The sequence below is a fragment of the Kushneria avicenniae genome, from assembly GCF_900112585.1.
GTDB lineage: Bacteria > Pseudomonadota > Gammaproteobacteria > Pseudomonadales > Halomonadaceae > Kushneria > Kushneria avicenniae.
The window spans coordinates 63,707-79,631 of record NZ_FOLY01000008.1 but is presented as its reverse complement, the minus strand read 5'-3'; the positions used below and the strand labels follow the sequence as shown (position 1 = coordinate 79,631).

The window sequence follows — 15,925 nt, the reverse complement described above, 5'->3', positions numbered from 1 at the left end:
GGGCAAAACACCCATCGGATTTATTCTGGAAAGATGGCAGGATGACCCGGACAGGTTCCATCAAAACCCGAACCATTACTTCCCGGGACCAAATACCTAGACAACAATTTATACTGCCCGTTGTTATCCATTTTATTATATTTATCATACAGATCATCTGGCAATTCAAATATCATGTCTAGATCAGAAATTCCTTTTATTGCTGTATGCCTCCCGTATGACCCTACTTGCCTTGAATGGCTCTCGCTAGAAAAATCATCGTAAAATTCTATATTTAAACGTCTAGTTATCTTCTTATAAGATGCTGATATATTCTCCGCATTATCTACTGCAATCTTCTTTCTAAACTCACTAAAAGCCTGTCTACTCATTACCAGCACCCAATCTTCATTGCAACACATAAGATCACTACTAGAGCAATCACTAAATATAGACTCAAAGGAATTTTATCCCTAAAGAACAAGAAGGGACGGTGGTCTTCAATCCAGCCTATTTGCATCTGCCAAAAAAATTTCCAGTGAGCATACCAATCACTCATGAAGATTTGTTTGCTTATGCTGATTTTGTAAAATTCATTTTCTATTTCTTTTAGCTCGCTCTCCCGATGACTCAAATCTCTCTCCCCTTCACCCTCTATATTTCTTGCAAGGCTTTTCAACTCATAAAATAAAGCTGTCATTCGACTTCCAGCTTCGACGTATTTTTTTTTGTCGTGTCGATATGGTTCGATATAGAACACAGCTATACCCAGCACGAGCAATGAAGCAGATATCGACTTTTGGCTTAGAACCTCAAAAACTAAACTGAAAATGCCTACTGCAATGGAGATGAACGAGATCCAACCTGGCCCCTTTTCAGCGATATCGTATGTAGCTAGGTGTTTTTTCGCTCCAAAGCCCACGTCGTATGCTTTTTCACATACCTCTTTTAGCAACCTTTCTTTGTTTGTCATGACTCACTAATCCCGATGGTTAAGGCTTTCTGTCATTTGTATCCTTTCACTTGGGGCATTCGCCCGCCACCAGTTTTGCCATCAGCCTTATAGTCGTTTTTTCTAATAATTTATAAATTACACTTTGTTACCAAGCCCTGCAATCTTGCATTGCTCTCGCACTGGAGCAACGCTCCCAAAAGTTTGACTTTCTATTTGCCGTGCTCTGAGGGCACACCCGGCTGGATAAAGCCCCTTCGAAGCGGCAGCACAGGCCGCCGCTCCGATTTCCGGCCTCCTGGCTTCTTGCCAACTGCTGTCACGCCTTTCTACGTCGCTTCCCGACTATCTGCTTCCCGGCTCTCTGCCATTTCCTGTCATCAACGCCGTGGCCTTGCCATGCCTGCCGGGTCACGGCGGCGACGAGCAGGGCGTCATGTCACGCCCCCGAGCGCCCAGCAGGGCGGCAATGCCGGCAGATCGGTCATTGGCAATTTTTCGATATGGTTAGCGGAGATAACTATTTTGTCTGAAAAATCACGCTGGTTAGGGTAAAGCCATCATCCAATGCCGTGGTGCTGGTTACTCTAGAGGCCGTGATAATGAAAAAAGTCGCCACCTATCAACTTGCCAGAACGTTACGTTTCGATCGTACGCCTCTCCCGCCACTCGTCCTTGGACTGGCCCGGGCCTGTCGTCCATATCTCGGCCGCTATGCGGCGGTGATTGTCTTTTTTGGCCTATGGCAGCTGGCCAGCACGCTGGGCTGGCTCAATCCGGCCGTTATCCCGCCTCTGGATCGTATCGTGATGGCACTGATCAACGCGCTCCAGAACGGATCTCTGGCCGGTGATATCGGCATCAGCCTGCAGCGCTCGGGCATCGCCTTCGGCGCCTCGATATTGATCGCCATTCCTCTGGGGCTGGCCATGGGCAGCTTCCGTTCGATCGAGAAGACGCTGGACCCGATTCTGCAGCTGTTTCGTCAAACCTCGGCGCTGGCGCTCTATCCGGTCTTCATCCTGCTGCTCGGCCTGGGCGAGGCATCCAAGATCTTTGTCATCTTCTGGGCGTCGGTCTTTCCGCTGCTGATGAACACCATCACCGGCGTGCAGCAGACCGACCCCCGACTGATCGAGATGGCACGGGTGTTCGGGGCTTCCCGCCTCGAGGTATTCCGCCGAGTCGTGGTGCCCAGTGCGATCCCGTCCATCTTCGTTGGCCTGCGATTGAGCGCAACCTCAACACTTCTGCTGCTGGTGGCCGCCGAGATGATCGGCGCCAATCAGGGCATCGGTTTTCAGGTCATGAACGCCCAGTACAACTTTCAAACGCCGCTGATGTTCGCCGCGATCTTCCTTTTGGCCGGACTGGGACTGCTTGGCAATTACCTGCTGGTCCTGATCCAGAAACGGCTCTGCCGCTGGGAAAGCCACGAGACCGCCTGACGCGATATCCCTTCAGTACGCGACGGCTCGACGCCGCTCGCCCCATGACGACGGAAGATGTTCATGAAAAAACATGTGCTGTTACTAAGCGCGCTGCTGCTGTCAGGCCAGGCATTGATGATCGGCCAGGCGCAGGCCTCACAGCAGAGCGCTGACGCCCCGGAACCTGTCACCATCCGCTATCTGAGCAGTCGCGGGCAGATTTCACTGCCGGAGCTTGCCGACGCCAAAGGCTGGCTCAAGCCGGAGGGCGTAGCGCTCGAATCCGAAGGGTTCAGCCAGGGCGGGCCGGAAAGCCTGTTCGCCATGGCCTCCGGGTCGATCGATATTGCCGGCGCTGCTACCTCCGCGACCATCAACGCCATCGCCAACGGTGCAGATATCGTCAGCGTCATGGCCTCCAGCGGGGTCAACGAGGCGGTCAACAGTCGCTTCTATGTGCTTGACGATAGCCCCATTCGTGAGCCGAAGGATCTGATCGGCAAGACCATTGCGGTCAACACCCTGGGGGCGCATCTGGATTACGTGGTGCGCGAATACCTGCGCCAGAACCATATCCCCAGAAACGCCGTGCGCCTTGTGGCGGTGCCAGGGCCACAGCTGGAACAGACCCTGCGCTCCGGTCAGATCGATGTCGCCGCCGTCGGTGCCTGGCAGACCGTGTTTGCCGGCCAGCTCGAACATGGCGGAGGCGTCCGATCGCTGTTCGATGATCACCAGCTGCTCGGCGATATCACGTTGAGCCCCTACTCCATGACACGTGATTTCATTGAGGCGCACCCCGACGCCGTGCAGGCGCTGGTCACACAGTCGGGACGCGCCGCCGACTGGGCGCGAGAGAACCCGCAAGAGGCACGTGAGCTGATTGGCAGGCTGCTGGCAGAGCGCAACGAAAACCCGCAGCTGGCGCATTACTGGGCAGGTTATGGGGTCCGCGATCACGCTGAACTCAATGATCATGACGTGCAGTACTGGCTGGATGTGCTTGAACGGGAAGGCTCACTGAACGCCGGTCAACTGACCATCGGCGATATCGCCACCAACGCCTACAACAAGGATGCCGGCAACAGGCTGGCTCAGAGAGGTGGACAATGACGGCCATGGCCGAAGGGCTGAACGTGAGTCGCGTCAACAAGTCGTTTGCGCTCAAGGAGAGCCGTCTCGAGGTGCTTCGCAATATCGACCTGGAGATCGCCACCGGTGAGTTTGTCGCCATCATCGGGGCCAGCGGCTCGGGCAAGACCACACTGCTGAGAATTCTGGCAGGCCTGGATCAGGCGGACAGCGGCACGATTCAACTGAACGGGGCGAGCGTTCAGGGCGTCGGCCCGGAGCGCGCCATGGTGTTTCAGGAGCCGCGCCTGCTGCCCTGGCTCAGCGTGGAAGCCAATGTGGCCATGGGGCTTGAGCTGATGGGAGAAAGCCGCACCGATGCACTGCGCCAGGCGCGCCACTATCTCGATCTGGTCGGACTGACCGCCTTTTATGACGCCTACCCACGCCAGCTCTCGGGCGGTATGGCCCAGCGAGTAGGCATTGCCCGGGGGCTTGCCATCTCGCCGGATATCCTGCTGCTCGACGAGCCACTGGGGGCGCTGGATGCGATGAAAAAGATTCGCATGCAGCAGGAGCTCGAGCGCCTCTGGCGTGAGCAGAACATCACCATGGTGATGGTGACCCACGACATCGAAGAAGCGATCTATCTGGCCGATCGCATCGTGATTCTCTCCAACGACCAGAAAAGTGCCCTGCAGGTCATGCGTGTCGATCTGCCCAGACCCCGCCAGCGCAGCGACAGCCGGTTCGTGGCCTATCGCGAGGCGCTGCTGGACACCTTCCATCTCAACGACACCGCCGATGCCGACGCGACATCCAACGCCACGGAGACCACCCCATGAGCCATTCCACTGCTACCCGGACACCTTCGACGACACCAGCACCGACAACGGTCAACGCCCCGCCGCTGGACGACCGACCTCTGACCATTACGCCCACCGGCAGTGCGCTGGGCACCGTGGTGCACGGCATCGATCTGACGCAGCCGCTGTCGGCCGCCCACTATCAGCAGCTCAACCGGGCATGGCTTGAGCATCATGTTCTGATCTTCAAGGCGCAACGCCTGACTGACGATCAGCTGCTCGACTTCATGACCTGCTTTGGCGACGTCTTCCATCCGCCCGGCCATATTCCGGTGCTGGCCACCAACGAACAGGGGTTTACCCCGGATATCGTGAAGGTCTCCAACGTCAAGGGCGGCTATACCGGCAACGGCGAACTCTCCGCCCATGTCGATCACCAGTGGACCCCGCGTCCGTCCCGGGCCTCGGCGCTTTATGCCCGCCAGATCCCCTCATCCGGCGGCGATACCCATTGGTACAACCTCAACCTCGCCTGGGAACATCTCGACCCGGCGACTCAGCGGGCCATCGACGGGCTCTCGCTGATCACCTATAACCCCTTTGTCAATCGCGACTCATCGCGCCCGAGTTACCGCGAGCCGGGCAATCCTCCCAAGGGTGAAGCGCATCCGCATCCGCTGGTGACCACCCACGCCGAATCGGGCAACAGACTGCTGTTTCTGGGGGAAGCCACCGAAGTGGACATTCCCGAACTGTACTACGAACAGGGCAAGGCCCTGGTAGAGACCCTGCGCGCTCATCTCTACACCCCTGCGCACCGTTACGAGCATCGCTGGGAGGTCGGCGATGTGGTGCTATGGGACAACCGTGCCACGGCCCATTACCGCTCTGCCTTCGATGAAAACGAGATTCGCGACATGCGCCGGGTCAGCCTGGCCGGCGGGCGTCCTCTTTAGAGGCTGCAACGCCCTGTGCCATGGTCGTGCCGTGCGGGGAACGAGATGCCTTCCCGAGCGCTTCATGATGGCTACACTGTCCATGTTCACCGGACAAGGGCCGGCAGGATGAGCACTGTTGCACTCGACGGCAGTGCCCTCCTGAACCGGGCTTTCCGATGCCCCGGTGAACAAAAGTATTGATGGACCATCAAAGAGCATGCGTATCAACGCCTGAATTCCGGCACACCCAGGGAGAGGACATCATGATTCTGCAGGAGACCTACACACTCGCCAACGGCGTCAACATCCCGAAACTGGGGCTTGGCACCTGGCTGATCGAAAGCACGGACGCCGAGAAGGCCGTGAAGGAGGCCATCAAACTCGGCTATCGCCATATCGATACCGCCCAGGATTATGGCAACGAGGCCGAGGTGGCCGCCGCGGTCAAGGCTTCCGGGGTCAGCCGCGATGAGCTCTTCGTGACCACCAAGCTGGCCGCGCAGTACAAGACCTACGAGGGCGCAGTAGAGGCGATCAACGGCTCGCTCGAGCGCATGGGGCTTGAGTACATCGACCTGATGATCATCCACAGCCCGCAGCCCTGGGGCGAGTTCGGTACGAAAGACCGCTTTTTCCAGGGCAACAAGGAAGCATGGCGCGCGCTGGAGGACGCCTACGAGGCCGGCAAACTGCGCGCGATCGGGCTGTCCAACTTCAACGAGCAGGACATCGACAATATTCTCGAATCCTGCCGGGTCGCCCCGATGGTCAATCAGGTGCTGGCGCATGTGAGCAACACTCCGAAAGCCCTGATCGAGTACTCAAAGAGCAAGGACATGCTCGTCGAGGCCTATTCCCCCGTCGGGCATGGCGAGCTGTTCAAGAATGACCAGATCGTCGCCATGGCCGAGAAGTACGGGGTATCCGTGCCCCAGCTGTGCATTCGCTACACGCTCCAGCTTGGTCTGCTGCCGCTGCCCAAGACAGCCAATCCCGATCACATGCAGAACAACGCCGAGGTCGATTTCGAGATTTCGGCGGATGACATGGCAACGCTTGAAGGCATGGAGACCATCAAGGATTACGGCGACGCCAGCGACTTCCCCGTGTACCAGTAAAACTTCCCTTCTGTTGGCGGCGCCATAAGCCGCCAACACCTGCCTTCCTGCACCGCCCGATGTACGCCCCTGCCCGCGGGCAACCCGACCCGCTCATGTCTCTCCCTGCTCACCAGGGGCTGCTTCCAGCGTCTGAATATCACGATGCCCTGACCGCCTGCCCATGCCAGCGTGCTCACACCAGGAAGGTGAACACTTTAAATCGCGCCAAAAAAGCGTGAAATGTCGGCAATGTGCGCTTTTTTTGCACATCGAAACACGACGATATGGACCATATGGTCTGGCATCATCCGTGCCCCTCCAGGCAAGCCGTTGAAAACAGACAGCGAAACGATAACTGGCACATCTGTTGTGATGTATTTCGTGCCGTGTCGATGCTCGAACCCTGTCCGTTGCCATCGGCACATGTCATCTCGCCATGACCTGGAGGTAACCCATGCAACTAGGTGTCTTCATTCCCATCGGCAACAACGGCTGGCTGATTTCCGAAAATTCGCCGCAATACATGCCGACCTTTGAGCTCAACAAGGCCATCACCCAGAAGGCGGAGCACTACGGGTTCGATTTCGCGCTGTCGATGATCAAGCTGCGCGGTTTCGGCGGAAAGACCGAATTCTGGGAGCATGCCCTTGAATCCTTCACCCTGATGGCCGGGCTGGCAGCGGTCACGTCCAGAATCCACCTGTACGCCACCGCCGCCACCCTGGTCATGCCGCCGGCCATCACGGCGCGCATGGCCGCCACCATCGATTCCATTGCACCCGGGCGCTTTGGTATCAATCTGGTGACCGGCTGGCAGAAACCCGAGTACAGCCAGATGGGGCTATGGCCGGGCGATGAATATTTCGGCAAGCGCTACGCCTATCTGGACGAATACACCACCGTCATGCGCGAGCTGCTGGAAAGCGGCCACAGCGACTTCAAGGGTGAGTTCTTCCAGATGGACGACTGCCGGCTGAGCCCGCGCCCGGAGCAGGGCGTCAAAATCATCTGTGCCGGTCAGTCCAATGCCGGCATGGCCTTTACCGCTAAACATGCCGACTACAGCTTCTGCTTCGGCAAGGGGCTCAACACGCCCACGGCGTTCGCCGAGACGGCCGAACGCCTCAATGAGGCCAACGAAGGAAGTGACCGCGATATCGCCTGCCATGTGCTGTTCATGGTGATCGCCGACAGCACGGATGACGCCGCCATGGCCCGCTGGGAGCACTACAAGGCCGGTGCCGACCAGGAGGCGCTGGACTGGATGGCGGATCAGGGCGGCAAGGACAAGACTTCCGGCAAGGACACGAATGTTCGTCACATGACCAACCCGACCTCGGCGGTCAATCTCAATATGGGCACGCTGGTCGGGTCGTACGAGAACGTGGCCCGCATGCTCGACGAGATCGACACGGTCGAAGGCATGGGCGGCGTCATGCTGACCTTTGACGATTTCCTGGAAGGGCTCGATACCTTCGGTGAAAAAATACAGCCGCTGATGAAGACCCGCGTCCACGTCACCGGTGCTGCCAAAGCGCCCCGGGAGATCGCCTTATGAGCACGCTGAAAACCACCCCGGTCGTGCGCTGCGACGGCGCCGCATCGGACGATGAGATCGTGCTGCCAGGACGGCCGGAAGCCATTGCCCTGCCCCGCTCGCAGACGGCCCTGATCGTCGTTGACATGCAAAATGCCTACGCCTCGGCCGGGGGATATCTCGACCTCGCTGGTTTCGATGTCAGTGCGACAGGGCCTGTGATCGAGAAAACGGCCCGGGCCATCAGGGCCGCACGGGCTGCCGGTTTGCGGGTCATCTTCTTCCAGAACGGCTGGGATGCGGATTACGTCGAGGCCGGTGGCCCCGGCTCCCCCAACTGGCACAAGTCCAATGCCCTGAAAACAATGCGCCGTCAGCCCGAACTCAATGGCCAGTTTCTGGCCAGGGGCACCTGGGATTACGCCCTGGTCGATACCCTGACACCACAGGCCGGAGATATCGTCCTGCCCAAGCCCCGCTACAGCGGCTTTTTCAATACAGCGCTGGACAGCATGCTTCGCGCCCGCGGTATTCGCCACCTGCTGTTTACCGGCATCGCCACCAACGTCTGCGTTGAATCGACACTGCGCGACGGCTTTTTCCTCGAGTATTTCGGCACCGTGCTCGAGGACGCCACCTACCAGGCCGGACCGCCCGCCGCCCAGGCGGCTGCCCTGTTCAATATCGAAACCTTTTTCGGCTGGGTCTCGAGCGTTGAGGCGCTCGAGAGCGCCTGTCAGCACACCGACGTCGAAGCCACCGAAACCGCCTGATCCAGCTCGAGGACACGACCATGCCTAAAACAAGCATCATTCCAGCAGGTTCCGGCACGCCACTGGCCCCGTTCGTTCCCGGCACCCGGGCCGACAACATTGTCTACGTGTCCGGCACCCTGCCATTTGACGAGGACAACAACGTGGTGCACGTCGGTGATGCCGCCGCACAGACACGCCATGTGCTCGAACTGATTCAGCGAGTGATCGAGACTGCCGGGGGCACCATGGAGGACATCACCTTCAACTCGATCTTTTTGCGGGACTGGGACGACTACGCCGCCATCAATGCGGTCTATGCCGACGTCTTCCCCGGCGACAAGCCGGCGCGCTACTGCATACAGTGCGGACTGGTCAAACCCGACGCCCTGATCGAGATCGCCTCGATTGCCCACATCCCCCACTAACCCGACGGTTTACTGCCCACTCACCGGGGAATGTCCATGTCCATGCCCGTGTCTATGCACTACGAACTATCAGGGCGTCAGTCACCCGATGCACCGACGATTCTGCTGTCGTCGGGCCTTGGCGGCGCCGGCAGCTATTGGGCACCGCAACTGGAGGCGCTCGCCGCGACCCACCGGGTCGTGGTCTACGACCATTCCGGTACCGGTCGGAGCCCGTCGGCCCTGCCGGCCGGTTACAGCATCGAGGATATGGCGCAGGAGGCACTGGCACTGCTTGACCGACTGGAGATCGACGAAGTGGATGTCATGGGGCACGCGCTTGGCGGACTGATCGGCCTGCAGATGGCCCTGATGGCCCCGACGCGTCTGCGACGCCTGATGGTCATCAATGCCTGGAGCTGTCTGGACGTGCAGAGCGAGCGCTGCTTTCGTGTTCGTCTGGCCCTGCTCAGGGACAGTGGGGTTGATGCCTACCTGCACGCCCAGCCCCTGTTTCTCTACCCCGCCGACTGGCTGTCCGCCAACCACTCGCGACTGTTGGCGGAAGAGGCGCACGCCCTAGCGCGCTTTCCCGGCAAGGACAATGTGACCGCCCGCATCGAGGCGCTGTCAGCCTTCGATATCGATGCCCGCCTGGGCGACGTCCACACACCGACTCTGGTCATCGCCTCCCGTGATGATCTGCTGGTGCCGTATATGCGCTCACAGCGTCTCGCCGAGGGGCTGCCCCACGCCCGGCAGGTGATGTTCGATGACGGTGGCCATGCCCTGAACATTACCCGCCCGGATACCTTCAATGCACTGATCACGCACTACCTGGCCGACACGGCCCTGCCCCCGCTAAAAGGAGTTGCCTCATGAATGCCCTACAACAACAAACACGACACACCGCCCCTCAGAACATCTCCTCAACGGCGTTTCGCGACGCGATGTCTCATCTGGCAGCTGCCGTCAATGTGGTGACGACCGACGGCCCCGGCGGCCGGGCGGGGTTTACCGCCTCGGCGGTGTGTAGCGTGACCGACGACCCTCCGACACTGCTGGTCTGCATCAACCGCAGCGCCTCGGCGTATCCGGCGTTCGCCGACAATGCAACGCTGTGTGTCAATGTCCTGAGCGCCGCGCATCAGGAGGTCTCCAACACCTTCGGAGGCAAGACCCCGATGGCCATGCGTTTCGAGCACGCCGAATGGACCACACGGGAGACCGGCGCCCCCGTGCTGGCCGATGCGCTGGCGCACTTCGAATGCCGCGTCAGTCAGCGCCTGCCGGTCGGAACGCACGAGATCATGCTTTGTGAAATCGTCTCGATGGCGACCCATGACGCGCCCGAGTGCCTGCTCTATTTCAACCGGCAGTATCACCAGCTGCCGCGGGCCATCGCCAGCGCCGGATAATACCGACGGTAACGACACGGGCAAGGCACGCCCGGGCCTGTACAGCGCGCCTTGCCGTCGATTTTCCACCTCACTGCGATCAGGGGACCCCAACAATGACAACTTCCGTGTCTCGCATGATCGAGCGTGACGGCAAGGTCGAACTCACGCTCGGCGACGATGTTCGTCACAGTCACCTTTTCAATGATGACATCGCCCCCACCCGTGCCAGCGAGCGCACCTGGACAAAATGGAATATCGCCGCGCTCTGGGTCGGCCTGTCGATCTGTGTCCCGACCTACACCCTGGGAGGGGTACTCACGGCCTATTTCGGGCTGAGCGTGAGCGAAGCACTGCTGACGATTCTTCTGGCCAACGTGATCCTGTTGATTCCGCTGACCCTGAACGCCTTTCCCGGCACCCGCTACGGCATTCCGTTTCCGGTCGTGCTGCGCGCCTCGTTCGGACTGCGCGGCTCCAACGTGCCGTGCCTGATCCGCGCGCTGGTCGGCTGTGGCTGGTTCGGCATTCAGACGATGTTTGGCGGCCTGGCCCTTCATCTGCTGCTGTCGGCACTCTTCCCGCCCTGGCAAACGCTGAGAGATGTCGGTCAGGTGCTCGGCTTTTTCATCTTCGCCGCGCTCAACCTGTGGGTCGTGATTCGCGGAGCCGAATCCATCAAGTGGATGGAAACGCTGTCGGCGCCGCTATTGTTGCTGGTCGGCGCGGGGCTAATGATCTGGGCGCTGCCGCACGTCTCGCTGAGCGAGCTGATGGCGCAGCCCCCTTCCCGGCCGGAGGGCGCCTCTGTTACGCCTTATTTTTTATCCGGCCTGACGGCGATGGTCGGGTTCTGGGCCACGCTGTCGCTCAACATTCCCGACTTCAGCCGCTTCGCCTGCAGCCAGAAGGATCAGATCATTGGTCAGGTCATCGGGTTGCCGCTGACGATGTTTCTGTTCGCCGCGCTGGGCGTGGTATTGACCGCCGCTTCGGCATCACTGGTTGGCGAGACGGTCGCTGACCCGGTCACGCTGATCGGCCACATCGACAGCCCGGTATGGGTCTCCATTGCCATGGTATTGATCGTGGTGGCCACCCTCTCCACCAATACCGCCGGCAACATTGTTTCACCGACCAATGACTTCCAGAATATCGCGCCCAGACTGATCGATCGCACCCGCGGGGTCCTGCTGACCGGCGCGGTCGGCACGCTGTTGATGGGTTACGACCTGCTGCAAAAGGCCGGGTTGATCGTGTCGGACGTGACGCTTGAAAGCCTCTACTCCAACTGGCTGCTGGGCTACTCGAGTCTGCTGGGGCCCATCGCCGGCATCATGGCGGTGGATTATTTTCTCATCAAACGCCAACGACTGGATGTCGTCAGCCTCTATTGCGATGGTGGCCGCTACCCGGCGGTGAATATGGCAGGCTTCATCGCCTTCGGCGTCCCCGTGATTCTGATGCTGCTGTCACTTATCACCGGCAAGTGGAGCTGGATGTATGACTACGGATGGTTTACCGGCTCCGTGCTGGGCGCCGTCATTTACCATGTGGCAGGAAAGGCTCTGGAACATCGTGGGAAGGCATTTGATACCGCTACCCGGCCGGGACGCCCCGAGCCGTTCTAAACCGCGCCAGGACAACACCGCCTCAACCCGCACACATCAGCAATACGAACGCCCCCGCCACTTTCGGCAGGAGCGCCGGATACCCAACGACTACAATGACCCGGCCCCGGGCGGCATCAGCTCGTTCAGCGCCCGGTAGGTATAGGCCTCGAGGGATCGGGTCGACAGCTCGCCCGTCTGCATGAAGGTTGCAGCAATGCCGGCATTGGCGCCGTAGAGAAATTCGGCGATGGCCGACCCCGCACTCAGGCGTCTGACGCCCAGCCGGCGCAGCGTGTCGGTCTCCGGCAGCTCGAGTCGATACATCAGATTGACCGGCAAGGGGCTCGACCGACACAGCTCGCCGATGTCGTGCGCCGCCACCATGCCGGCCGCGAAAATCCCGTTGGCCCCGGCCTGCGCGTAGAGAGATGCTCTTTTCTGGGTCTCTTCCAGTTGCTGTTCAGGCGGCACCAGCGCCTTGAGTGTCACATCGGTGCGCGCATTGACGAAAAGATTTACGCCCATGGCCTGTGACACACGCCTGGCGGCCTCGATCTTGCGACACAGCAGTTCGGGGCTGGAGTGGCCATCTTCCAGATTGATACCGACCGCACCGGCTGCCACGACCGCTTCGACAACACGCCCCACCGCCTCCGGGTCATCCGAATAACCGCCTTCGATGTCCACGCTCAGCGGCACGGTCAGTACACGGGACATGGCTTCAACGCTTGCCTTCAACAGCGCGAGCGGTAGCTGGTTGCCATCCCGGTAACCCCACGACCAGGCCAGCGCCGCGCTGCTGGTGGCCACAGCACGCGCGCCCATGGCTTCCACGATACGGGCACTGCCGGCATCGGTGGCATTGGCCAGTATCAAAAGCCCCTCATCATGCAGGTCATGAAATCTCTGATCTGCGCCCGCCATGCGTCCTCCCGCTCGTTGCTGAATCTGCCCTGTCACCATGATCTCCCTTCCTGCCCTGCCACGATATCCCGAAACCCCTCGGCCCGGAGCCGCGCAACAAGGCCGGCGCTGTTGTCCAGAGCACCGGTCACATGAAAGCGTCCACCTGCGCTTGCGCCCTGTCGAAGCGAGGGCGCTGCCAGCACCTCATCCAGCCGACGGGCCACCGCCTCCCCGGAATCGACCAGCCGAACATGGGCACCCAGCTGCGCCTGGATATCCTCTTTCAACAGCGGGTAGTGGGTACAGCCCAGCACCAGTTGATCAAGGGTGCACCACTCGGGCGCCAGCAGCGGAGAAAGCTCACGGGCCAGAGCCTGCGGATCAATCGTGCCATCACGCCAGTGCTGCTCGGCCAGTGCCGCCAGCCCCGGCGCACCCACCTTCAATACGCGGCAGTGGCCGGCAAAGCGTTCGATCAGCGTTGCCACATGCGCGCTTCTGACCGTTCCGGGCGTGGCCAGCACCCCGATGACGCCGCTCCGGCTGGCCGACGCCGCCGGGCGAATGGCCGGCACCACGCCGACCACCGGCATCGGCAGCCGCGCCCTGAGCGCCGGCAACACCACCGTCGAGGCGGTATTGCAGGCGACCACCATCGCATCAACCGGACAGTCCGCCACGGCGCGCGCCATCAGATCACACACCCGCTCGGTCAGTGCCTCAGCACCAAGATCGCCATAAGGGAAGGCCGCACTGTCTGCCATGTAGTGCTGGGTCAGCGCCGGCAGACGCCGGCGAATGGCACGCGAGATGGTCAGCCCACCGATGCCGGAATCCAGCAGCCATATGGCCGGGTACCCTTTATTTGTCACCGGATATCTCTTTCATTAACGATGTGATGGACAAAATGCCTGCCCGAAAAATGTTACCAGCCTTTCAGCAGTGATCAGGCCCGCTCTACAGATGTCTTCATAAGCACCTGGTTTTGTTACAAAACCGGGCTTCTCTTTGTTATTGCAACACCGTTAAATCAGAAGGGCTTCAAATAATCCAATGACAGAGAGGGAACCCATGAATCGTTATATCGCTGCACTCGGCCTATGCGCCACCACACTGGCCATGCCGGCCATTGCCGAAGATCGCTCCCCCGCAGATCTCCCGATTGCGGTTCAGATGTACACGCTACGCGACGTCGGTACCCTCGATGAGCAGCTGGCAACGGTCGAGGCCGCCGGTGTCACTGCCGTTGAAACGGTCGGCACGCAGGACAGCACCGCACCGGAGCTCAAGTCGCTGCTCGACAAGCATGATATCGAGGCGATCTCGTCACACGTTCAACTCGATGACCTGCGCAAGGACCTGCAGTCCGCCATCGACTTCAACAAGTCGATCGGCAACCACACCATCGTCGTGCCGTTCCTGACCGAAGAGATGCGCCCCACCGATGCCGAAGGCTGGGCCAGACTCGGTCAGGAGCTGAAGCAGATCGCCGCTCGCCTCAAGGCCGCCGACATGCAGCTGGCCTATCACAACCATGATTTCGAAATGGTCCAATACGATGGCAGGACGGGCCATGAAATCATGATGGACGCCGCCGGCCCCGACGTACTGGCCGAACTCGACCTGGCCTGGATCGCGCGCAGCGGCCTTGACCCGGCAGAGTACATTCACCGCTTTGACGGCCGTATTTTTGCCATTCATGCCAAGGACACCGCCCCCGAAGGTGAAGCCACCGATGAAGACGGTTTCAAGGCACTGGGCGAAGGTATTTTGAACTGGCAGGAGATTCTGCCCGCCGCCGACAAGGCCGGCGTCAAGTGGTACATCATCGAGCATGACCAGCCGCTGGATGCCGCCGTGGTGGTGAAAAAGGGCGCCACCTACCTGGCCGAGCACCTGCCGGAAAATGTCACGCGCTAACCCTATCCCCTGAGTAAGCGCATGACCGAGCGGGCCGTCTTCCTGATCCGGAAGATGGCCCGCCTGCGTTGAGCGCTCAATGCCTGACGATCATCCGTTTTGAAGCGGTACAGAAATAACGCTCCATACCTGGACGCTCTACTAAAGCGTCACCACCACCAGCCCAATCAGCAACACGATTCCACCTATAAGAAAATTGATTGTCAGCGGTTCTCCAAGCAGCAGCGCCCCGAAAAGTACGCCAAAGATCGGCGATAGAAACGAGAAGATACCGAGCTGGGAGGCCAGGTAGCGTCGCAACAACGCGAACCACAGCAGCAGTGCAGCAAAGGAAATCACCAACGTTTGAAAGGTCAGGCTGATGATCGCCCTGCCGGAAAATTGCATGTGGTCAAAATCGACCAGCAGGGCACTTGCGGGCAACAGCAGCAGGCCGGCGATAGCAAGCTGATAGCACAGCGTCTGGACCGGTGGTGTCTCGGAAAGTGAGGAACGACGAATTACCAGCGTGGTTGCTGCCCAGGCAATTCCTGCCAAAAGCCCCAGCAGATCCCCCCGAAGAATGTCGCCGGCATTATCGATGTCTGTATCCGGTGCCATGGCAAGCACCATACCGCCAAAGGCGAATGCGACACCGATCCACTGACGTCGCATCAATTGCTCTCCCGGTACCCAGAGATGCAGTCCCACCGCCGCGAAGATCGGTGCCGTGTAGAGAAACACGGACATGTGTGAGGCCAGCGTGTAGTTGAGCCCCCATGCGACAAAAAGGAACTCCGCGGCAAACCCCAGCCCCACCAGAATGCCCGGGCCCAGATGCGAACGCATTTCAGAGACGCGAATGCCCTGCCGAAACACCAATGCGGCCACCAGAAGCGCCGCCATGGATGAGCGCAACGCAACCTGAGCCAGTGGCGGGATATCATCGGCGACCATCTTGATGGCCACCTGCTGAGCCCCTAGCACAAGGCAAAAAATGACCATCAATGCGCTGGCCTGATAATTCATCCTTCGACGTGATGCGCACTCTGATGGTGCCATGCCATTACCCGACTGTCCGGTGTTTTGCATGTTGCCTCCTGGCAGTAACAGAGGCTTAGTGCAGCATTTGCCGGGG

Annotated in this window: 17 protein-coding genes; 12 read left to right on the top strand and 5 right to left on the bottom strand. The window is 59.7% G+C overall.

All coding sequences use genetic code 11. The features are described from left to right. Positions 1-20 precede the first annotated feature (20 nt). Both BM079_RS17025 and BM079_RS15675 read right to left on the bottom strand, forming a co-directional pair. The gene (locus BM079_RS17025) at positions 21-371 is read right to left on the bottom strand and encodes an SMODS domain-containing nucleotidyltransferase (protein ID WP_139215327.1); all 351 of its coding nucleotides are present in this window, start codon (positions 369-371) and stop codon (positions 21-23) included. Then, positions 371-952: an SLATT domain-containing protein gene (locus BM079_RS15675; RefSeq protein WP_090135999.1), complete on the bottom strand. Its 582-nt coding sequence runs from the start codon at positions 950-952 to the stop codon at positions 371-373. Before BM079_RS15675 ends, BM079_RS17025 begins: the two co-directional genes overlap by 1 nt. 581 nt (positions 953-1,533) lie before the next feature. Here BM079_RS15675 and BM079_RS15670 point away from each other — a divergent pair. The 11 genes from BM079_RS15670 to BM079_RS15620 all read left to right on the top strand — a co-directional run bounded on the left by BM079_RS15670 (position 1,534) and on the right by BM079_RS15620 (position 12,000). Then, on the top strand, positions 1,534-2,379 hold the full coding sequence (locus tag BM079_RS15670) for an ABC transporter permease (protein ID WP_090135997.1): 846 nt from the start codon (positions 1,534-1,536) through the stop codon (positions 2,377-2,379). A 63-nt stretch (positions 2,380-2,442) separates the two neighbouring features. Further along, positions 2,443-3,474: an ABC transporter substrate-binding protein gene (locus BM079_RS15665; protein ID WP_090136008.1), complete on the top strand. Its 1,032-nt coding sequence runs from the start codon at positions 2,443-2,445 to the stop codon at positions 3,472-3,474. Next, positions 3,471-4,277 (top strand): ABC transporter ATP-binding protein, encoded by an 807-nt coding sequence (locus BM079_RS15660; RefSeq protein ID WP_175489732.1) that lies wholly within the window; start codon positions 3,471-3,473, stop codon positions 4,275-4,277. The genes BM079_RS15665 and BM079_RS15660 overlap by 4 nt, the downstream gene beginning before the upstream one ends. Next, entirely contained in the window at positions 4,274-5,194 is a 921-nt protein-coding gene (locus BM079_RS15655; RefSeq protein ID WP_090135995.1) for a TauD/TfdA dioxygenase family protein, read from the top strand. The genes BM079_RS15660 and BM079_RS15655 overlap by 4 nt, the downstream gene beginning before the upstream one ends. A 245-nt stretch (positions 5,195-5,439) precedes the next feature. Next, positions 5,440-6,294 (top strand): aldo/keto reductase, encoded by an 855-nt coding sequence (locus tag BM079_RS15650; RefSeq protein WP_090135993.1) that lies wholly within the window; start codon positions 5,440-5,442, stop codon positions 6,292-6,294. 436 nt (positions 6,295-6,730) lie between these two features. Beyond that, the gene (gene rutA / locus BM079_RS15645; RefSeq protein WP_090135991.1) at positions 6,731-7,834 is read left to right on the top strand and encodes a pyrimidine utilization protein A; all 1,104 of its coding nucleotides are present in this window, start codon (positions 6,731-6,733) and stop codon (positions 7,832-7,834) included. Next, positions 7,831-8,586 (top strand): pyrimidine utilization protein B, encoded by a 756-nt coding sequence (rutB, locus tag BM079_RS15640; protein WP_090135988.1) that lies wholly within the window; start codon positions 7,831-7,833, stop codon positions 8,584-8,586. Before rutA ends, rutB begins: the two co-directional genes overlap by 4 nt. A 20-nt stretch (positions 8,587-8,606) precedes the next feature. Continuing rightward, entirely contained in the window at positions 8,607-8,993 is a 387-nt protein-coding gene (rutC, locus tag BM079_RS15635; protein ID WP_090135986.1) for a pyrimidine utilization protein C, read from the top strand. A gap of 36 nt (positions 8,994-9,029) precedes the next feature. After that, a complete protein-coding gene (gene rutD, locus BM079_RS15630) occupies positions 9,030-9,854 on the top strand; it encodes a pyrimidine utilization protein D (RefSeq protein WP_217639717.1) in 825 nt (274 codons plus the stop codon). Continuing rightward, complete coding sequence (locus tag BM079_RS15625; RefSeq protein WP_090135982.1) at positions 9,851-10,390, top strand: flavin reductase; 540 nt, start codon at positions 9,851-9,853, stop codon at positions 10,388-10,390. The genes rutD and BM079_RS15625 overlap by 4 nt, the downstream gene beginning before the upstream one ends. Before the next feature lie 95 nt (positions 10,391-10,485). Beyond that, positions 10,486-12,000: an NCS1 family nucleobase:cation symporter-1 gene (locus BM079_RS15620; protein WP_090135980.1), complete on the top strand. Its 1,515-nt coding sequence runs from the start codon at positions 10,486-10,488 to the stop codon at positions 11,998-12,000. Between the two features lie 90 nt (positions 12,001-12,090). Here the strand turns inward: BM079_RS15620 and BM079_RS15615 are convergent, their stop codons facing one another. Next, a complete protein-coding gene (locus tag BM079_RS15615; RefSeq protein WP_090136004.1) occupies positions 12,091-12,906 on the bottom strand; it encodes an isocitrate lyase/PEP mutase family protein in 816 nt (271 codons plus the stop codon). A gap of 32 nt (positions 12,907-12,938) precedes the next feature. Further along, positions 12,939-13,760 (bottom strand): glutamate racemase, encoded by an 822-nt coding sequence (gene murI, locus BM079_RS15610; protein ID WP_090135978.1) that lies wholly within the window; start codon positions 13,758-13,760, stop codon positions 12,939-12,941. A 199-nt stretch (positions 13,761-13,959) separates the two neighbouring features. On the opposite strand from murI, the gene BM079_RS15605 reads away from it, so the two are divergent. Further along, positions 13,960-14,808, top strand: a complete 849-nt coding sequence (locus BM079_RS15605) for a sugar phosphate isomerase/epimerase family protein (protein ID WP_090135976.1) — start codon at positions 13,960-13,962, stop codon at positions 14,806-14,808. A gap of 141 nt (positions 14,809-14,949) precedes the next feature. On the opposite strand, the gene BM079_RS15600 is transcribed toward BM079_RS15605, so the two are convergent. Then, positions 14,950-15,879: a DMT family transporter gene (locus BM079_RS15600; RefSeq protein ID WP_322787948.1), complete on the bottom strand. Its 930-nt coding sequence runs from the start codon at positions 15,877-15,879 to the stop codon at positions 14,950-14,952. Positions 15,880-15,925: the final 46 nt, after the last annotated feature.